The 18,835-nt window shown below is 68.6% G+C and carries 18 protein-coding genes and 5 pseudogenes; 10 read left to right on the plus strand and 13 right to left on the minus strand.

What is annotated here, in order from left to right; translation table 11 throughout:
• Positions 1–331: 331 nt before the first annotated feature.
• The 3 genes and pseudogenes from IE107_RS35560 to IE107_RS33570 form a co-directional block, all read left to right on the plus strand.
• Positions 332–565, plus strand: a pseudogene (locus tag IE107_RS35560) (peptidoglycan-binding domain-containing protein); the annotation flags it as partial.
• Between the two features lie 352 nt (positions 566–917).
• Complete coding sequence (locus tag IE107_RS35565) at positions 918–1,205, plus strand: hypothetical protein (RefSeq protein WP_229867457.1); 288 nt, start codon at positions 918–920, stop codon at positions 1,203–1,205.
• Between the two features lie 445 nt (positions 1,206–1,650).
• A pseudogene (locus IE107_RS33570) lies at positions 1,651–1,812 on the plus strand (IS630 family transposase); the annotation flags it as partial.
• A 184-nt stretch (positions 1,813–1,996) separates the two neighbouring features.
• On the opposite strand, the pseudogene IE107_RS35570 reads toward IE107_RS33570, so the two are convergent.
• The 3 genes and pseudogenes from IE107_RS35570 to IE107_RS33585 all read right to left on the minus strand — a co-directional run.
• Positions 1,997–2,137 (minus strand): annotated as a pseudogene (locus IE107_RS35570) (transposase); the annotation flags it as partial.
• A gap of 69 nt (positions 2,138–2,206) precedes the next feature.
• Positions 2,207–2,791 (minus strand): S1 RNA-binding domain-containing protein, encoded by a 585-nt coding sequence (locus tag IE107_RS33580; protein WP_189548134.1) that lies wholly within the window; start codon positions 2,789–2,791, stop codon positions 2,207–2,209.
• Between the two features lie 290 nt (positions 2,792–3,081).
• A complete protein-coding gene (locus IE107_RS33585) occupies positions 3,082–3,225 on the minus strand; it encodes a hypothetical protein (RefSeq protein WP_189548135.1) in 144 nt (47 codons plus the stop codon).
• A gap of 319 nt (positions 3,226–3,544) precedes the next feature.
• Between IE107_RS33585 and IE107_RS35995 the strand changes: the two genes are divergently transcribed.
• Together IE107_RS35995 and IE107_RS33595 are read left to right on the plus strand one after the other, a co-directional pair.
• Complete coding sequence (locus tag IE107_RS35995) at positions 3,545–3,670, plus strand: hypothetical protein (protein ID WP_308434279.1); 126 nt, start codon at positions 3,545–3,547, stop codon at positions 3,668–3,670.
• Complete coding sequence (locus IE107_RS33595; RefSeq protein ID WP_308434278.1) at positions 3,618–4,067, plus strand: Imm21 family immunity protein; 450 nt, start codon at positions 3,618–3,620, stop codon at positions 4,065–4,067. The genes IE107_RS35995 and IE107_RS33595 overlap by 53 nt, the downstream gene beginning before the upstream one ends.
• Positions 4,068–4,280: 213 nt before the next feature.
• Here the strand turns inward: IE107_RS33595 and IE107_RS35575 are convergent, their stop codons facing one another.
• From IE107_RS35575 to IE107_RS33620, 5 genes are read right to left on the minus strand one after another with little or no spacing between them, the layout of a single operon-like run.
• Complete coding sequence (locus IE107_RS35575; protein ID WP_229867456.1) at positions 4,281–4,769, minus strand: hypothetical protein; 489 nt, start codon at positions 4,767–4,769, stop codon at positions 4,281–4,283.
• Positions 4,770–4,809: 40 nt separating this feature from the next.
• The gene (locus IE107_RS33605) at positions 4,810–6,294 is read right to left on the minus strand and encodes an AMP-binding protein (RefSeq protein WP_189548136.1); all 1,485 of its coding nucleotides are present in this window, start codon (positions 6,292–6,294) and stop codon (positions 4,810–4,812) included.
• Positions 6,291–7,517 (minus strand): thiolase family protein, encoded by a 1,227-nt coding sequence (locus IE107_RS33610; RefSeq protein WP_189548137.1) that lies wholly within the window; start codon positions 7,515–7,517, stop codon positions 6,291–6,293. Before IE107_RS33610 ends, IE107_RS33605 begins: the two co-directional genes overlap by 4 nt.
• Positions 7,514–8,446: a fumarylacetoacetate hydrolase family protein gene (locus tag IE107_RS33615; RefSeq protein ID WP_189548138.1), complete on the minus strand. Its 933-nt coding sequence runs from the start codon at positions 8,444–8,446 to the stop codon at positions 7,514–7,516. The genes IE107_RS33610 and IE107_RS33615 overlap by 4 nt, the downstream gene beginning before the upstream one ends.
• A gap of 43 nt (positions 8,447–8,489) precedes the next feature.
• The gene (locus IE107_RS33620) at positions 8,490–9,281 is read right to left on the minus strand and encodes a cyclase family protein (protein ID WP_189548139.1); all 792 of its coding nucleotides are present in this window, start codon (positions 9,279–9,281) and stop codon (positions 8,490–8,492) included.
• Between the two features lie 140 nt (positions 9,282–9,421).
• Here IE107_RS33620 and IE107_RS33625 point away from each other — a divergent pair, with 140 nt between their 5' ends.
• Complete coding sequence (locus IE107_RS33625) at positions 9,422–10,030, plus strand: TetR/AcrR family transcriptional regulator (protein ID WP_189548140.1); 609 nt, start codon at positions 9,422–9,424, stop codon at positions 10,028–10,030.
• 361 nt (positions 10,031–10,391) lie between these two features.
• Here IE107_RS33625 and IE107_RS33630 read toward each other — a convergent pair.
• The 4 genes and pseudogenes from IE107_RS33630 to IE107_RS33645 form a co-directional block, all read right to left on the minus strand.
• Positions 10,392–10,600, minus strand: a pseudogene (locus IE107_RS33630) (hypothetical protein).
• Between the two features lie 150 nt (positions 10,601–10,750).
• On the minus strand, positions 10,751–11,143 hold the full coding sequence (locus IE107_RS36245) for a DnaJ C-terminal domain-containing protein (RefSeq protein WP_189548141.1): 393 nt from the start codon (positions 11,141–11,143) through the stop codon (positions 10,751–10,753).
• A 956-nt stretch (positions 11,144–12,099) separates the two neighbouring features.
• Entirely contained in the window at positions 12,100–12,657 is a 558-nt protein-coding gene (locus IE107_RS33640) for a hypothetical protein (protein WP_189548142.1), read from the minus strand.
• Between the two features lie 684 nt (positions 12,658–13,341).
• A complete protein-coding gene (locus tag IE107_RS33645) occupies positions 13,342–13,707 on the minus strand; it encodes an ATP-dependent DNA ligase (protein ID WP_189548143.1) in 366 nt (121 codons plus the stop codon).
• An 84-nt stretch (positions 13,708–13,791) separates the two neighbouring features.
• Here IE107_RS33645 and IE107_RS33650 point away from each other — a divergent pair, with 84 nt between their 5' ends.
• From IE107_RS33650 to IE107_RS36005, 3 genes and pseudogenes are all read left to right on the plus strand, one after another.
• Positions 13,792–14,982 (plus strand): hypothetical protein, encoded by a 1,191-nt coding sequence (locus IE107_RS33650; protein WP_189548144.1) that lies wholly within the window; start codon positions 13,792–13,794, stop codon positions 14,980–14,982.
• Between the two features lie 34 nt (positions 14,983–15,016).
• Positions 15,017–15,427, plus strand: a pseudogene (locus IE107_RS33655) (transposase family protein); the annotation flags it as partial.
• A 2,250-nt stretch (positions 15,428–17,677) separates the two neighbouring features.
• Positions 17,678–18,016 carry a hypothetical protein gene (locus IE107_RS36005; RefSeq protein ID WP_308434280.1) on the plus strand — a complete coding sequence of 113 codons (339 nt, stop codon included), beginning with the start codon at positions 17,678–17,680 and terminating at the stop codon, positions 18,014–18,016.
• A gap of 72 nt (positions 18,017–18,088) precedes the next feature.
• Here IE107_RS36005 and IE107_RS33665 read toward each other — a convergent pair whose 3' ends face one another.
• Entirely contained in the window at positions 18,089–18,478 is a 390-nt protein-coding gene (locus IE107_RS33665) for a hypothetical protein (RefSeq protein ID WP_189548145.1), read from the minus strand.
• 226 nt (positions 18,479–18,704) lie between these two features.
• Between IE107_RS33665 and IE107_RS33670 the strand changes: the two genes are divergently transcribed.
• Positions 18,705–18,835, plus strand: a 131-nt coding sequence (locus IE107_RS33670) for a LysR family transcriptional regulator (protein WP_189548146.1), incomplete at its 3' end; no start/stop codon positions are given.

An 18,835-nucleotide genomic window follows, 5' to 3' on the forward strand; every position in this document is an offset into this window, starting at 1 on the left:
CCCTCGGGGCAACGACGCCCGCTGGCACGGCACCCTCAACGGCATCTCCGCCGAGTACGTCTACGAAATCCCCCGCAACGGCGGCGTCCACTGGGACATCACCTTCATCTGATCCCCCGCCCCCGCCCTCGTCACCGGCGGCGGCCCAAGAACAACCGCCGCGCACCATCCCCCTCATCTCCTTCCCGGCCCCCGGGCCGCGCCACACCCCTGGCGCGGCCCGGCCGGCCGGACCCACACGACACAAAAAGGAACTACCGCCATGAACCGTGCTCCCCGCACTCTCTGGGCCACCCTCACCACCGCTGCCCTCGCCGTCGCGGCCTTCGCCATGCTCGGTACGCAGGCCCCCGACACCGCCACCGCCAGCAGCAGCGGCGACCCGGCAGCCTCAGCCGCCCGCTCCGCCGCCCCCGCTTCCCAGAACCAGCAATGGCCCACCCTACGTACCGGCAGCCAAGGGGCCGCGGTCACCGCGCTCCAGCAGCTGCTCACCGCGCAAGGGCACTCCCTGACGGCCGACGGATCCTTCGGGGACCGTACCGCGGCTGCCGTCCAGGCCTTCCAGAAGAACCAGGGCCTGCAGGCCGACGGGGTCGCTGGTCCGGCTACCTGGAACGCGCTGATCACCGCGCCCGCCGGCGCCCGGCCCAGCACCGGCACCGGCACCGGCACCAATGGGAACGCCCAGCCCGGCCCCACCGGATACTCCCTGAAATTCACCAAGAACCAGCAGCACCCGATGTACTCGACCCTCGCCCTCGTCCACAACGGCAAGGCGGTCAAGACCTACCGCGCCAACTCCGGCATGGGCAGCAAGGACACCTGCCTCTCCGACAAGGGCTGGCTGCCCGACGGGACCTACAAGGTCAAGGGACACGAGACCAACCGCGGAGAGTGGAAACTACAACCCCCGCGTGCAGATCCAGGGCTATGCCATCCAGCTCGAGAACAAGACCTGCACGCCCGCGCCCGGCCAGAAGCCCGTCAAACGCACCGACATGCTCATCCACAGCGAGATGCTCGCCGACGGCACCCAGGCCGTCGACGTCCCCCTCAAGGACGACGACTTCTGGCGCTGGGACGCCGACTTCGACTACAAGTCCAACGGCTGCATCAAGCTCAAGCCCACTGACCTCAAAGACCTCTTCTCCCACCTCGACCAGGCCGGCTGGCCGAAAAACCTGACCCTCCAAGTCAGCTGACACCACCGAACCACCAACGCCGGGTGGGCGGCACCCGCATGGGGTGCCGCCCACCGGGCGATTCACGAGTGCGGCAGCACTCGGGTACCACGACCATCGCGGGAGTGTCAGGCGGGATGGTAAGGCAGTTCCTCATCGGCGCACCGGCTCCCAGGGTCCGTCGCGGAGACGGAGGCGCTGCCGGGCGCGTGCCGAGCACGCCTCGGGCCCGCAGTTCGTCGAGGTCGGTCAGAGCTCTCCGGGAAGAGCATCGAGCAGGCCGGCCTGGGCAGCGCGGATGCTGGGCGCGGGAGCCTGAGGGCCGACGCCAAGGGCACGGCGGACGGTCACGCCGGTCATCGTACGGGCAGCACATCACCGACCACCCCGACCGCCCGATTCCCGCACAACAGACAGAAGGTGGAGAACAGCGCAGTGGCCGGGATCGCGGTCCAGAAACAACGTGCGAGGCGTCCACAAGTCGGTCCAGGCGCTGGAGGAAGACATCCGTGCCTGGATCGACTCGTGGAACAAAGACCCCAAGCCGTTCATCTGGACGAAGACCGCCGACCAGATCCTCGAATCACTGGCCTCATACTGCCGACGAATTACCGACTCAGGACACTAGGGCTTGTCTGGCCGATCGTGGTCGTGGGCTGGCGGGCATGATGCCCGGGGGAGCATCGTCGTGAAGTTTTTCGTGGCGCCGGACGACACGTCAGCGAGACTTGCCCTGCGGACCGGACCGGGACTGGCATTCGAGTCGCTCTCCTTCGGCAACTTCGATCCCGAAGAGGCGGTGATCGAGTGGGGGTCTTCCACGGGCCGAACCGTTCGGGCAGATCACACCACTGCACCCCGGTCCGCACCCGGTGCAGAATCCCGTCGATCACCTGCAGGTGATCCCGCCACCGGCCACAACGCCCGTTGCTGACCGGCAGGAACGGCCGCAGCCGTGCCCACTCGGCATCCGTTAGATCGCCCCGCCCCTGCTCACCTCAACGATTCGGGCACGGCGGCCGTCACGTGGGCAGCACGACACCTGCGCACTGGCCGCTCTCCGGCCTGGAGAGGAACACCCGGCGGCGTGGCAGCTCGATTTCCGCGACGACGACGGCGATCTCCTCTCCGACCTCGAAATCTTCTACCGGACTCGCCGCAGGGCGGCCATCGATCTCTCTGAAGGGGACCAGCCCGACGATCCCGTCCCCGAGGTCGACGAAGATGCCGATGGGAACCACCCTCTCAACCGTCCCGCGGAATTCCTGGCCCACCCCTGTGCGGTCGGCGAAAACCTGGAGAGGATCGGGCTCCAGTGCCTTCAAAGACAGTCTGGCCTCAGCGTTGTGGGTGTCGAACCCAATGAACTCGCACGAGACACGCTGCCCTACCTGAACAACATCGGTGGGATCATCGAAGCGCCGCCAGGACAGTTCGGGGACACCGAGGAACCCGACACCGGGCAGGGTGGGATGGCCAGGCCCGTCGTCCAGGGCCACGAAGACCCCGAACCGTTCGATCGCTGCAACGGTGCCGGACAGGATGTCGCCGAAGTGCAGGGACTCCAGAAACGCCCAGAGTTCCGGGCTCTCAGACTGCCAATCCATACCCGCAACCCTGGCACACGACGTCCTGTGCCAGCCACGTCCTCAAGCTGAAGCGACCATCCGCAATCCCGCCATGCCTCAGCCACCAGCACCTTGATCGCCCGGACAAGTCCTACGTGGCATCGCCCTTTCTGATCAACATGCCCTCATCCTGCCACGAGCGGCGCCGGCTCCGCACGCACGATCGTGCCCCCACCACCCGGGGGTGCCTCTATTTCTCACCAACATTCACGCGCTCTTCGGTCACGTCGTGATGCCGAAACCCACCGACAAGTGCTCTCGCCTGAAACCTACGCAGCCAGGGGGACGTCCTCGTAGGGCGGCGCGCCCCGCCGCCTGAGTTCAGCGTTGAGCGCTGCAGCAACTTCATCCCATCCATCTTCCTCGTCACCGAACCATTCCTCCGCGCCAACGCTCACCAGATACACACTCATGTCGGGAAGCTATCGCGCGCATCTGACATCGGTCAGTGAGCCAACAGGACTCGCTTGCGGAGCAGTGCGAAGCCCGCCCGACCGAACATCCGGCGCTTGAGCATCTTGATCCGGTTGACGTGTCCTTCGACGACGCCGGAGTTCCAGGGCAGGGTGAGACCCGCGATGACCGCGTCGCGGTCTCGGTCGTGAACATAGCCAGCTGGGTTCCAATGAGCGCGTGCGCGTTGTCAGCGGGCGAGGGCACACTGACTGCGTGATCACCTCCTCATCCACCGCAGACGATGCCTCCCGCCCCTCCCCTGTCTGGGTGGAGTCGATGGGCGGCCCTCTGATCGTCATCCCCGTCTCCGCCCTGCCCGCATGGCGCGGGTGCACAGAGAGTGGTGTCATTGCGGGCGACGCCACCGCCTCCCGACGACGACCGGGCATGTGCGGTGGATGATCTGGCCGATGCGATCCCTGTTGGTGAGAATGGTGCGCAGGCACTGGTGCTGGCGGACGAGCCGGCCACCAGCTGCTATCTGCCCGAGCACCAAGCGTTCCTGCGGTGGCTTGCCGCCGACTCCGAGGCCGGACTGAGCGCTGCGGCAGACACTGTCCTCGCAGACCCGGCCACGGTGTGGGAGGAGTGCGGCACCTGGGTGTCGGACGGTCCGGCCGTGCTCATGGACTCCGCCGAAGCGGGCTCCGAACTGGGCATCGAGTACCCCGGCGGCGGGATGCCCGCCCAGGCATCGGTCCCGCTGCCCGCCGGCCGCTGGAAGGTCCGCGCCACGCACACCAAGGTGGACGTGGAGAACTGGGTCGGCCTGGTCCAGCTCCTGCCCACCGAATCCTGAACGGCAGTGCTTCGCTCGGGGGCGGTCAGCCGCGTCGCGCAAGGTTGTGCAGATGGGCGATGCCGAGTGTCGGCGTACTTCTCTGGCTGCACCACGGAGTACAGAGGTATGTGCACCAGTCCTCTGGTGGAGTTCTGACCTCTGCCGTCTGCTGGCCCGTCTGCCGGTGCCGTAGACCAGACTGTCCGGATGGCCGTGGACACAGTGCTCGCATCATCGGACGACAGGCGAGCGCCTTGACCTCGGCGGCCTGCAACGCCGTAAACGACGGCGGTCTGCCCGACCTCTTGCGGTCGGCGAGGCGGCCAGGCCGCCCCTGGCGAACCGGCCACGCCAGGTGCGCACCGTGTCCACATGCACGCGCACCTCGGCCGCTATCCGAGCGTTCGAGCACCCTTGGGGCCGCGAGCAGCACGATCGTGGCCCCGCTGCCGAGCGTGGTGCGGGATCTTGGCCGTATGCCATCTTCTTGAGCTGGTGACGTTCGGAGGCGGCCAGCATGACGGGTACAGCGAGGCGGGTGGGCAGGCGATAGTGGTTGTAGGGAGTGCCGACCGAGGCGCCGAGCAGAGACGCGATGGCCTCGATGCTGTTCTCGGGGTTGGGCAGCATGTCGCGGGCGGCGCGCAGCAGCTTGTCGTTTCCACTCACCAGGTCGCCGAGAGTTCGGATCATGTAGGTGAGGCCGGGGACTTCAGCCACTTGATCACCCTCGGGAATGCGGGCCGGAACTCCCTCCTGGTCAGGGCTGGTTGCGGAGTTTCTTCTTGTCGATCTTTCCCAGGGCGGTGAGGGGCAGCGCATCGACGAGGTGGAGCTGCTTCGGGACCCAGAGTGTGCCCTTGCGGGCCCGGACGTGGTCCATCAGCTCGGCGGGGGTGGCGTGCTGTCCGGGGTGCAGGACCACTGCGGCGGTGACGGCTTCGCCCCAGTGCGGGTCGGGTGTGCCGTAGACGGCGACGGCGGCGACGGCCCGGTGGGTGGCGAGGGTGTCCTCGACCTCGCGAGGGTAGACGTTGAACCCACCGGTGATGATGGTGTCCTTGATCCGGTCGATGATCGTGATCAGGCCGTTGTCGTCCCTGCGGGCGACGTCCCCGGTGTGGAGCCAGCCTCCTTCGAGCGCGGCTGCGGTCTGCTCGGGCTTGTTCCAGTAGCCGTCCATCACGAGCGGTCCTCGGACGCACAGTTCGCCCGGCTCGCCGGCCGGCACTTCCCGGCCGTGCAGGTCGCGCAGGGTGATCTCCACGCTGGGCATCGGCCGGCCGCAGCTGCCCAGGACGGTCGGGTCGTCGCGGTGTTCGGCCGGGTCCAGGACGGTCAGAGCGTTGGGGGCCTCGGCCTGGCCGTAGTGCTGGCTGAGCACGGGGCCGAGGAGCCGGTAGGCCTGGGCGAGCCGGTCGGGGCCGGCGGGTGCGGCACCGTACAGGACCCAGTTCAGCCCCGACAGGTCGGCTGCGGGGAGCCTGGGGTGGTCGAGCAGAGCGTAGAGCATCGTGGGGACGACGAACGTGGCGCTCACGCCGTGGTGTTCGATCGCGTCGATGACGCGGTCCGGGTCGAAGGAGGGGTGCAGTTCGAAGCTGGCGCCATGCAGCAGGCCGGGTGCGACGAGGAGGCCGGCGGCGTGCGACATGGGGGTGGTGATCAGGAAGCGGGTGTCCGACGGCCAGGCCCAGGTGGAGCAGGCCCAGGCGTTGGCGAGCAGGGAGCGGTCGCGCAGCATCACGCCCTTGGGTTCGCCGGTGGTGCCGCCGGTGTAGAAGAGGTAGAGGGCGGGGCCGCGCGGGTCGTCGGGTCCGGGGGGCGTGTCGGCGGCGAGACGGTCGAGTTCGGCGAGGGTGATCGCCTCGGTGCCGTCGGGGCGGGCACGGGAGGCGAAGCGGGTGTCGTCCACGACCAGGTAGTCGGAGGCGCTGTCGCGCAGGACGGTCCGGTCGGTGTCCGCGGTGGCCAGCGGGTGCAGGGCGGTATAGCGCAGCCCGGCCAGGCAGGCGGCGGCCATGACGGTGAACGCCTGCGGGTTCGGGCCGCACAGCAGGGCGATCCCGTCGCCGGGGGCCAGGCCCAGTCGTCCGAACGCGGCCGCGGTGCTTTCGATCCGGTCCGCGGTCTCGCGGTAGGTCCAGGTGTGATTCGTCCCGTCGTCGCCGGTGAAGCGGAAGGCGGTGCGCTCGGGCCGCCTGCGCAGCGCGGTGAGGATCAGGTCCGCGTAGCCGGGTCTCATCGAGTCCTCCCCAGGATGGTCACGGTGGCCACCGCCTCCTCGATTCCGTAGAGGCCGCCGCCGTTCTCGGCGATGGCGATGCGCGCGTCGGGGACCTGGCGCCCGCCCGCCCGGCCGCGCAGCTGCGTGACCAGTTCGAAGACCTGGGCCAGTCCGGTGGCGGACACCGGGTGGCCGCGCGATTCGAGTCCTCCCGACGGGTTCACCGGAAGGGCGCCGCCGAGTGCGCTCGCACCCGAGGCCGACCACGGGCCGCCGTCGCCGATCGGGCAGAAGCCCAGGTTCTCCGCCTGCTGGATCTCGCCGAAGGCGGTGGCGTCATGGACCTCCGCCACGTCGACGTCCTGCGGACCGATGCTGGCCTTCTCGTAGGCGGCGAGCGCGGCCCGGCGGCCGATGTGCCGTGCGGCGTCGTCCGCCGCCCGGTCGGTGCCTGACAGCAGGACACTGCTCAGCACCGCCACAGCTGAGTCGTTGTGGGTGAAGTCGGCCCGTGTCACGACGGCGGCGGCGGCCCCGTCGCTGACTGGTGAGCACATCGGCACCGTCAGCGGCCATGCCACCCGCCGCGCCGCCAGGACCTCGTCCGCGGTGAACGGTCGGCGGAAGTGGGCCCGGGGGTTGTGGACCGAGTGGGCATGGTTCTTCGCCGAGACTGCGGCCAGGTGGGCTTCGGTGGTGCCGAAGCGTTGCATGTGGGCGCGGGTCAGGGAAGCGTAGATCTCCATGAACACCGACCGGTCGCCGTCCACGGAGAGTTCGGGCGGCAGCGGGTCGGACAGGGCGGCGAGCCCGGCGAGGGTCGCCTCGCGGTGGGCGACGTCCATGGCGCCGTCGAACACCGCCAGCCCCTGGGCGGGGTCGGTACAGACGAGCTTGTCCACGCCGACCGCGAGGGCGACATCCGACAGGCCTGCCCGGACGTGGGCGATCGCCAGCCACAGGGCGGTTGCACCGCCCGCGCAGGCGTTCTCCACGTTCACCACAGGCACGCCGGCGAAGCCGTGCGGGCGTAGGGCGACCTGGCCGGGAATCATGTGCTGGCCGTCGATCGCCTTCTGGCTGACCGTGGCGTGGAAGACCGCGCCGACGTCGGCCGGGGCGAGCCCGGCGTCACGGAGCGCCTCGTGCGCGGCCTGGCCGGCGAGATCGCCGGCACTGCGGTCGAGGTGGCGGCCGAAGGGGGTGGCGCCGATGCCGAGGATGAGTGCTTCGCGGTTCATGACATCACCCGGTTGCGCAGCACGCCCAGGCCGGAGACTTCGAGTTCCACGGTGTCGCCGGGTTCCAGGAAGCGGCCGTGCTCCAGCCCGCAGCCGGTCGGCACGGTGCCCGAGCACAGAACCTCTCCCGCGTGCAGCCGGGTCGACTGGGAGGCGAAGGCGATCATGTCGGCGAAGCTGTGGTGCATGTCGGCGGAGGTGCCCCGGCTGACCTCCTCGCCGTTGATGCGGGCGGTCATGGTGAGCCGGTACGGGTCGCCGACCTCGTCGGCGGTGACGATCCACGGGCCAAGGACGTTCGAGTCGGTGAAGTCCTTGCTCTTGCTCAGGCCCAGCCCGGTGGCGATCTCCTCCAGCTGGGTGTCGCGGGCGCTGAAGTCGTTGAAGATCGTGTAGCCGAAGATGTGCGACGGGGCGTCCGTCGCGGGGATGTCCGTGCCGCCGCGGCCCAGCACGGAAGCGAACTCCAGCTCGTAGTCCCGTACCGAGGAGTACGCGGGCCAGTGGATGTCGCTGTCGTGGCCGGTCACGGAGAGCCGGTTGGTCACGTAGTACAGCGGCCGTTCGAGCATGATGGCGGGCAGCTCGACCTGGTCGGCCGGGATGCTCTGGATCCGGGAACGGGCGTTGCGGAAGTGGTCCATGAAGCTGCCGAAGTCCCGGATCTGCGCGGGTCTGGGCAGCGGGGACAGCCAGCGCACCTCGGACGCGGCGACGACCGCTTCGGACGGCGCCTGTTCGACGAGCCGCTCCAGGGTCTGCCGCACGGGATCGCCGCCGTCGATGATGGCCTGCATGGTGGCCAGCGCGGGGGCGTGCTCGCCGGTCGCCAGGTGGTGAGCGTGGTCGAGCAGCAGTAGGCGCTCGCCCTGGTCGAGCACGAGTGCGGTCCGCTCGGCACCCTCGTGCTCCACGGTTGCGAGTTTCACGGTCGGTTCCTCTTCTCGGGAGGGGTCGGTCGGCGGGGCGGGGTCAGACGAAGGCCACGACGCGGGCCGGGGCGGCGCTCGCGCGGGCGAGCTTGATCGGGAAGAATGCCGCCCTGAATCCCGACGGGGGCAACGCGGCGAGGTTCGTCAGCTGCTGGACGATGAAGACCTCCCGCTCGCGGCCGGCCCGGTGGCCGTCCCACAGCACGGAGTTGTCACGGCTGTCGCGGAACCTGCCGGCCATCACGGAGAAGCTCAGGTCCCAGCCCGCAGCGTCGGTGCCGAGGACCTTGGCCCCGAGGTCGGCCAGGAACAGCGTCGACTCGCGGCTCATCCCCGGGTAGTGGAAGAACTCCGGGTCGGACAGCCCGTACCGCTCCTGGCCGGTGCGCAGCAGGACCGCTCCGCCGACCGGGACCGGGGCGCCGTTGTCGGCGAGGGCGGACTCCAGGGCCTCCACGGTGATCGGGGCGTCAGGCTCGCACCGCTCGCGCAGGTCCAGCACGAGCGCCTCGCACCACAGCTCGTCCAGGGCGATGTCGGTGATGGTGCGGGCCGGCCTGCCCTCGCAGGTCGAGCCGTAGTGCAGCGGGGCGTCGACGTGGGTGCCGAGGTGGGAGTTGAAGTCGGTGAGCAGTTCCGCACCCCAGCCCTCGCCGTCCGGCAGGTCCTCGACGCTGCAGTGCATGGCGGCGGCGAACTGCTCTCGGCCCTCGCCCGTCGGGTGCGCGTAGGCCACGGCCGGAGCGATCACCGGGGCGAGCGAGCTCAGCTGCTCGGGGAGCCGCTCGCGGTCGGCGGGGTCCAGCGTTCTGGTCAGGTCGATCAGTTCCATGACGAACCCTCCTTAGTTATTGGACGCTCAGCATAGAACTGGACCGCTAGCATAGGCAAGGGATCGCCGCCCTGGTACTGACTGGTCGGCGTGACAGAATCGGCCGCGTCAGGCGGCCGCGACGTTTGGAAGGACACCGCGTGGGTGCGACCCGCAAGCAGGAGATCTCCACCGAGACCCAGCGCCGGCTGGTGGCCGCCGCGTGGGAACTCGCCGCCGAGGGCGGGTCCGCCGCAGCGTCCGTCCAGGCCGTGGCGGAGCGCTCCGGCATCAGCCGGGGCTCCGTGGCCTGGCACTTCGGCTCGAAGGACGGGCTGCTGAAGGCGGTGATCGAGGAAGCGTTCCGATGGGGCACGGACTTCATGCGCGAACGCCTGGCCGCCGCCGGGCCGGACGCCGGAATCGAGGCGCTGATCGAGGCGAACTTCGCCCTGATGTCCCGGCCCGAGGCGCACATCTTCTCGACACTCCTGATCGAGGCGGTGAGCCGCGAGTCGGCCCTGCGCACGACGTACGCCGAGGAGTACGCCAAGATCCGCGGCCTGTACGCCGACCACCTGCGCGCGACCGGTGCGCACGTCACCGACCCGGAGGCCGTCGCGGCGGCACTGCTCGGCGGCACCCTGGGAATCAACATCCAGCACCGCCTGGACCCGGCCCTGAACCGCCGACGGGCTGTGACCGCGATGACGGGCATCTACACGGACGCGCTGTCCGGAACCAGACCTGACACCCCGTCCGGCACCTGACCCACACCCGCCCCCGGGCCGCGCCGGACGAGGCCGGTCACCAGCGCGCCGCCTAGGGCCAGGGTCACCACGATGCCCCGGGCCTCGATGTCCTCATGCACCGCACCCAGGCGCAGATAAAGGGCTGAAGGAGAGCAAGCCGAAACACCCGCCCCAGCCCAGTCCAAGGCGCCAGAGCCGCTGACACGTCATCCGGCGCCACGAAGAACTCGACGATGAGCCACCACCACGGCGACGGCCAGAGCCGCGACCACGAGGAGCACGACCAGCCGGTCATTCGCACGCTGCCGCCTGCCACGCCTACGGGTACGCCGCCGTACCGGGGAGCGCCTGGCCACTGCGGGCCGGCGCCTGCGGGGGCTCACCGGCTGGCCTGTGTCACGCCGCTCGCGACCTGCCCCAGGAAGCTCAGGATGCCCTGGCCCACCGGGGTCGGGCCAGAAGGATCCCGAGCGCCAGGACGATGGCGACGGTCATCTTCTCGTCGAAGCGGCTGCGAGCCTCAGTCCGCCGGCGCAGCCGGAGGAAGACGACGACTGCGAGCAGCACAGCTACGGTGATGGTCAGCAACCGCCCAGACCTCCCGCACCATCGGCCAACAACAGGTGAGGCCGCCGTGCCGCCCCGCCCTCTTGTGTAGCGGGCCGCGGTGATGTTGGAGGCAGGTTGCCGTCGAATGGCACAAATCCATTAGGCCTTGGCCGAATACCGAGCGGCGGATCAGTCGTCGACGTGCACAGTCGCGTACAGGTCCCCGGGGGCGCCACCATGCTCGCCGGGGCCGCCGAGTTCGCGGATCCGGAGCTTCTGGCCCTGCCTGATACCCGCAGGAATGCGGACCTTGTGGGTGTGTTGTTCGTGGATGATCCGGCCCTCCCCCCTGCAGGTGGTGCAGGCCCGTGCCGCCTTCTCGTCGGCCCGGGTGGCGCATGCGGGGCACGTCCGATGGATCGTGACCCGCCCGGGGCTGACTCTCAGCGGCACGGGAATCGACCTACGACCGTCACGGTGTGAGATACGCGACTCTTGCGGACGGAACTGACACTCTGTTCCCGACGCTTCGTCAAGAGGCCACGCATTCAGAGGCGTTGAAACGCCGCGATGATCACTCATTTGATCTTGCTCATCTACCCAGAGTGGCACTGGGTGTCGCGCGTGAGCCACTTCGGGCGGGATTGAGGGAAGCGGCACCTCTGCTCCGGCGAGGGCACCGTATCGCCTACCCCTGGGGTCCAAGTGCCCCGTTGGCCTCCGCGGAGTTCGCGAAGGTCGCGGATCCAGGAAAGCGTATGCCCAATGGCCCACAAGCCTGACGGGTACTGCTGCTGCAGCACGAAGGCGGATCGGCGTTACGGGTGGATCCGCTGGCTCGGCCCGATCGGCTCGCTCATCAAACTCGCGTGGGACGCGCTGGGCTGACAACGCGAAAGCCCCGACCTAAAGGCCGGGGCCACGCTGCAGGCCGTGTAGAGAAGGCCTCGCCCCAAGCCTCGCGAGCGGTGGGTGGGGCCTTCGCCTTGCCGATGCTGGTTACTGTCGCGTAATCAACAAAACGCCGCCATGTGATGTGAGTCACATCTCCCGGCGCGCGACGGTCCCCATCTTGCCTCCCAAGGCCGAAGAAGGCGACCGATGCCCACATGGTGAGCTGCGCATTTTTCTGCCAAGAACCTGCAAGGGGGCAGCTCACCCCCCTAGCCCGTCATTCAACGAGTGACAGGCGTCACACTCACGAGGGACTGTTGGCACACCCGAATGAGTGCCAAATAAGCGGCTTTTGCCGCGACTTCACATCTGACGAACACACCACGACTACACCACGCCCGACGAGCGGAGGTACCTTACCGCTCCCCACTGACAATCCACGGTTGTGACTGAGCACTTCAGTTGGCCAGTTGAGCGGGAAACTCATCCATCCCGGCCCGTCAGCGGCGCTCCACGGCTCCGCGGATATACGCCGCCTGTCCCGTGTGCTGGTTGTCCTCGGCGATCAGGCTGTCTCATGACGCTGCGGGCGTACGAGGGATAGGCGGCCGCCGCCGAAACTCATCGGGGCGACCCGGCCGGCTTCAGCACCGCTGCCCGGGGCCGATGACCGTGAGTCCCACCTGCTTCGCGAGCCAGTGCGCGTACGGTTCCCTCATCTGGCGACCGTCGACGCTGACGCTGCGAACGTGAACGAGGACGGTGTGGTCGTCGGTCGGCTCGTCGAGGTCACGCGTGGAAGTGTTGAAGAGGAGCGTCACCTCGGCATGCTTGGACTCGCCGCGAAAGCCCAGCTCGGGCGCGTCCGGCCAATGCAGCGCCGCCCAGTTGACCTCGCCCGTGTTCGGACCGACCGCCGCCGTGAAGACGTCCTCAATGCTGCCGACCGGCAGGTCGAGCAGCTCGCACTCCACCGGCAGCCGCCCTTCGTACGCGGCCGGGTCGGCCGGCAGACCGGCCCCCTGAACGCCGACGACCAGCGCGGGCTGGTCCTCCAACGGCACCCCGTCGAACTCTCCGTACGCCTCCTGCCCCCGAAACCACCCCTCGGGCAGCTCCTTCGCCACACGCCGTACCTCGGCGGCGGAGCGGAGATCTGCATACACGGAGACCTTGGAGTACTCGCAGCGACCGAACTCCATGAGGCGACGCGCGACGCTCAGGGTGAGTGCGGGGTCGGGTGTCCGGAAGACGGGATAGGCGATGTCGTTGGATATGCGGCGACTATGCCACGGTCCGTCACCGCAGGTCATCGCTTTTTCGGCGCGGTCGTACGCACGAGTCCGCTCGTGAAGTGAACGCTCGGAAGGCGAAGACAGGGACACCTCTGCTCAGTCGGCCGACTCGGCTACTCACTGGCCAATTGAAGCGCTCAGTCACAGGTCCGCGTTTCCGTCGGCCGCACGGCATCACGAGTAGTCGAGTTCGGCGTAGTCGATGTCGGCGAACTCAACCTGGAGGCCCGGGGCCGGCGGCCGCGGTCGGTCAGGTGTTGGGCAGGTCGACGAACCGGTGGCACTCGGAACACCGGCTATGCGCTGGAAAGGCCTTCGGCTCGGGATCCGGCCCATCACCATGCGACGCCCACTGGGAACCTGACGCCGAGAATCGCTGTGCGACGCTCTGAAGCACGGAGGTCAGTCGCCTCGGGCAGAGAGCCGACGGTGGCTGACAGGCACTCAGGGGGCGCACGGGGTGGTCTACGGCGATGATCTACGCGGCGAAGCCGATGTTGGTGACAGCGGCCGACGGCATCACCAGCAAATTCCCTGGCGCAGCTCGGCCAGCGCGCCGGAACCGACGCTGATGGCCCGCCCCGTGGGACTTCACCCCTCCAGCCCGACACCGTGCGGATGCCCGGCAGCCGGGTACCGGGCCGCCAGGGCGCGGGCCCGGGTCGTGGATGACGCGGCCCGTGACTGCGCCGCGGCGAAGTCGAGCCGGCCGTCCCGCCAGATCACAGCCCCGCCGTCCAGGACCGTGCCGGGGCGCAGTTCCATGCCGGCGACGGCCAGGTCCATCCAGTGCTGGGGGACGACTCTGCCGGACCGGGCGTAGAGCACGACGGTCTCGTCGGTACGGCGCAGCACTGTTCTGTGGCCGTCGAGCTTGGGCTCGTACCACCAGCCCGGACCCTCGGGCAGGACCGGGACGGCTTGGGCCAGTGCCACCAGGGGGATGCAGTCGAGCATGAGGCAGATACCGAATCAGAGGCCCGCGACGGTGCTGCCGGGGCGCAGAACGACGGCTTCGCACACCCGTGAGAGTCTAGGACGGTGAAAGCGAAGTGCGCTCCCCTGGGCGATGAACGGCGCGACCGCGGCCCCGAGCTGCCGCCGACCCGCAGCGTCCTGATCACTGGCGGCCTGGTGCGCGTGTCGGGCGCAGCGGCCGTGGGCTGCGGGGCGCTGTTCGGTCTGCTTCCCGTCCTCGCGCTCATCGGCAGACTCGGTCTCCCCGACGACCCGCCAGGTTTCGTGCCGGTGTTCGGCGGCCCGCTCATCGCTGCGGCGCTGGGCATCGTCGTCTTCCTGATCGTGCTCGGCTATGCCCTAACCTTCCATCAGCTGGCGCTCGCGGGCATGTACGCACCGGCTGAGGACTCGTCGGCGCTGAGGAATGCGGTCGAGGTGCGTGGCCGCGTCACACGCACGCCGTTCTTCCCGGCGGTCGTGACGAGCATCGTCATCGGCTTCCTGCTCCTGGCAACGGCCGGCATCCTGCTCGCCGCGTCCGCCTGGCCGACGGTGGCGATCGCCCTGCTCCTCTCGGGCGTGCTCTGCGTCCCGGCCGTACTCGCTCTGATCGCCGCCGACCGACGGTGGAGCCGTACCGCGCCTGAGCGCCTTCCCGCACGGGCCCTGGGCGAGCAGGGCCCCGCTCAGCTCCTCCTCGGCGACGCCGACACGGAACTGCGGCAGCAGGTCAAGGCCCGAGAGCGCACCGAGGCCACCGAACTCGACCATGCGACCACCGCCGTGCTCGTGACCCTCGCCATCGCGAGCCTCGCCATGATGAGCCCCTCACTCTCACCCACGGCTGCCATCTGGAGACAGGTGCAGCTGGTCGGCGTCGGGCTCGGCGTCCTGTGCCTGCTCGTACTGCTCGGCATCAGGGTGCTCCGGATCCGGCGACTGCGACGCACTCTTGTACGGGTGCGCCGCGGGGGCGCGGACGTGTCCGGCATCGACCGCGCGCACGCGATCACCGCGACGACGACCCAGGCGTCCGAGCTGCACGCGGCGACAACCTTCTGGGCGCTGCTCGGCGCCGCAGCGCTCGGCACTGTGGTCCACCGGACCGCGGATGTCGCGCCGGTCCTGATCGTCGCCGGCATCTGGGCGCTCGGCTTCGCCGTGCTCATCGCGCTGTCGATGCGTTTGGACACTGCCGCCCCAAAGCTCCGGGAGGAGTTCGGCTACCGGCTCCCGACCAAGACCTCCGGAAACGACAACACCTGGCACTGAGATGCCGTCGCCAGCCGACGAACAGCCACATCGGCACGACACCCTGGCTCAGATCGCGGTCGGCTTCGGGATCTCGAACGGCACCGCCCACACCTACGTCACCGCCGTCATCGACCACCTGTCCAAGCGAGCGCCCGGACCGCTGCTGGTGCTGCGGGAGACCGATCCCGAGTACGTCCTGCTCGACGGCACGCTCGCCGAGTGCGACCGGGTCGGAAACAGCCGGGCCGACCACTCCCACAACCACCACCGCCACGGCGTGAACGTGCAGGTCATAACCGATCCCACAGGGGGACTGCTGTGGATCTCACCCGTGCTGCCCGGCCGCACCCACGACCTCACCGCGGCCCGTACCCACCGGATCTGCGAGCGCCAGGGCGTCCCGGTCCTGGCCGATCTCGCCTACCAGGGCGCCGGCCCGTGGCTGACCACAGGCAGCGACCGGGCTCAAGAGGTAGAGGTGCCGCTTGTCGTCCGCGTGCGCCCCGGTCTTGGCGTTCAGGTCAATGGCGTCGGCGAAGTCGTTGAGGACCGCGCCCTGGATGGACGGGCCCAGGGTGTCGGTGGGCAGGATGCGGTCCAGGCTGACCGCGACGTCCCAGGCCAGGGCGTCGGCGACCTCACGGACGGAGTTCTCGTTGCGTGCCCGCAGGATCCACCGCTTGCGCACGTCCGGCCTGTCCCACAGCAGGCTGTGGAAGTCGTCGGCGAAGTGGTCGCGGACCCGCAGGCCATCGTCGGCGGCCGCGACCATTGGGCCCGCGCGGTGGCCCAGGACTGGGTGGAGGCACGCCAGCGCTCCTACCAGGGGGTCGGGGCGGCGATGTCCGCCGACGACCGCGACGCCCTCTCGCTCGGCGCGGCCGAGGTGCGCGACCGGTTCACCACCGACTTTCAGCACACGCTGTTCGACCGGCCCGACGTGCGCAAGCGGTGGGTGCTGCGGCACCGCAACAAGGAGTCCGTCACCCAGATCGCGGGCGAGCTCGCCTGGTCGGTGGGGGCCAGCCTCGACCAGATCGTCCCCGCCGAACACCTCGGGCGTACCGTGCGGGCCGCGGTGCTGTACGACTTCGCCGAGTCCGTCGAGATGTTCGCCGACGACGAGGACAGCGGGGACAGCGAGGTTCCCGCGAAGTGGTGGCACCTCAACCTGACGCCGTCAGTGGCCAAGACGCTCGACTGGGACATCCGGTGCTTCCCCGGCGAGGCGTACACGATCACCGGGAACATCCAGCGTCACGCGCGTACCACCTGGAACGCACCGACGGTGGACACGCTGAGCGCGCTGCGGTCGGCGCTCTCGCTCGACGGCGAGCTGACCGAACAGCAGCGCGAGACGTACTTCGCCCTCCTCGAACCGCACGAGGACACCGACTGACTCGTCCTCGCCCACCATCGCCACATTCAGCAGGCCCTGCTCCGTCGCGAAAGGCTCGCTGAAATTGCGGTTGAGGATACACTGGCCGGATACATGACCCGAGGACGGCAAGAAAATGGTAACGCTCAACTCGGCTACCAGGACGGCAGAAAGTCCAGCGTAAGCCCAGGGGCGACCCAAAAGCCTCTTCGCCGCGAAGTAGCCGATGAGGGCCGCGATCGTCACTGCGGCCAACGCGATGAGAACGAACTCGCCTCGACCATTGAAAACAGCTTGCAGCATGGTGGCGCAACACCTTCAGAGTGGGAGCACCCCGCCCCGCATGAGCCGCGGGGCGGGGCTTGGGCGAAAGCTCAGCAGGTGCCCGAAGGCGTCTGGAATTGACCCTGTCCGGTCACTGGCAGCAGCCCGATGGTGTGGAGTAGCAGTCCGAAGACCAATTGCGGTCCCACGAGGCACTCTTGGTCGTGCCCGATGCCTGACTGAACGTCGAACCCCAGTGGTGGTACCGGCGTAGTTGAAGCCCAGCTTCGCCGTGATGGTCCCACCACTCGACTTCTCGTACCAGGTCTTGACATTCACCGGACCCGACGCCTGCGTCTTGTCGTGGAACAGGCGCCCACTGGAGAGCGTGGTACACACCCGGCCGTAACCGATCTGACCGTTGTCCGGGCACGCCTCCTGAACCGATACGTCACCACTCGGGGCCGACGTCGACGCCTGAGCAGCGCCGGTCCCACCCATCGCCGCCACCGTCAGACCGGCTACCGCTGCACTGCGGACTATCTCCTGAGCGAACGCATTCAAATTGAACCCTCCCCAGGAATAGCCCAGAAACCGTCTTCGCGGGCAACAGAAGGGATCGGAAAAATACGCCATCCGCATAACGCCTGACGCGGAATCCCCTCTGCACCGGCTGATTTCAACCGGTGATCACCAAACTACGGGCCGCCATTTAAGAGGATCAAGCTCGCCCCGGAGGTATGGCCTGAAAGAGAAAAGCGCAGTCACCAGGTATGCCCGCAAAACGGCCCCTCCTGGCTGAGATTGCATATGCCCCAGGGCTATGTCCGGTCGTAGGAGCGCCTGTGGCCGCTGTGGAGGTCGAGGCGCTGCTGCATGGCCGTTCCGCAGGTACGCGGGCTCGGCGACGGCGGTGAACAGTTCGGTCCGCTGCCGTTGCGATAGTCGGCCCCACCACGCCCTCGCCGTCTCCAGCACCAGTCGCTGCCTATCCTCCGGCTCGGCCTGCTCCAACGCGAGACACGCCGTGGCAGCCGCCTTCTGGTCGAGGTGGGCCAGGGCGCGCAGATAGTGGGTGAGCCGGTCGGAACGCACGACCTCCTGGTCGCCCGGCACGGCGGCCACGGTCCCGGCGCCCGGGTCCGTCTCGCCAACGGTCGCCCCGCCGTGGTGTATGCGACGGGGTGGAGGGAGGCCGGGGCGCCGGTCGCCTACCGAATCCGTGAACTCAAGCCGGGCAGGCACGGCAACGTCGGGAAGCTCGTGTCGTCGCTCACCAGCGACGAACTCGTCTCCCGCGACCTGGTCGCGGGAGACTGCCGGTCCACTTCCATGTCGGTGCAATGCCGCAGCACGCCCTCGATCATCGAGGCGACCTCGGAGGCCGAACAGGACTTGAGCTGGCTGTAGATGCGGACGGATTCTCTCGCAGACGTCGGGATGACGCCTGCGGGATCCCCCCATTCGTCCGGGCAGGAGGTCTCAGCAGTGGTTGGGTACGTTGCCGGTGTCGTTGCCCTTGAGGTTGCCGCCCCAGACCCAGGCGTTGTTGCCATCGTCGTTCTCGTAGGTGTCGACCAGTACCCACTTGTCGTGGGCGAAGTTGCCGTCGTTGATGAACTCGCCCTCCGCCCAGCACAGGGCCGGGTAGAGCTTGGCCGGGACGGGCGGGTCGGCGTTCTCGCCCCCCAGGAAGCCGGCGCTCATGCCGTTGTCGTTCGGCTGGTAGTACACCGGAGCGAAGGGGTGGAAGGTCGAGACCATCGTTACCTGGGCTGTCTTGGCGTCCGCCTGCGCGGCCGAGGCCCCGGCGAAGCCGAGCACCCCGACCGCCGCCATCGCCGCCGCGGTGATCCGTGTTCTGACACGCACGATAGGTTTCCCCGTTTCTCTCGTGTGACCAACAAGCCCGGAAGGCAGCACACAGCGCGCTCCGTGCTGTGTAAAAGCGGCTCCCCATGACCTGAGTGGCGCGTGCTTCGCTGCGCCAATGGCTGTCAGCGTTCCAGGTCCCGACGGCACGCCACAACACCACTCCTATACGACTCCAACACACATTAATCCCTTATCACTTATGAATCCGGGAAGGGTGTGGGGCATGGAGAAGAATGGGGCACCGAGGGACGCCAATCCGCGGCATCTGCGCGCATTCCTGGTCCTGGCCGAGGAACTGCACTTCGGGCGCGCCGCCGCGCGGCTGTTCATGACCCAGCCCGCACTCTCGCAGCA

Origin of the sequence: Streptomyces gelaticus, from assembly GCF_014649535.1 — a bacterium.
Classification (GTDB): Bacteria; Actinomycetota; Actinomycetes; order Streptomycetales; family Streptomycetaceae; genus Streptomyces; species Streptomyces gelaticus.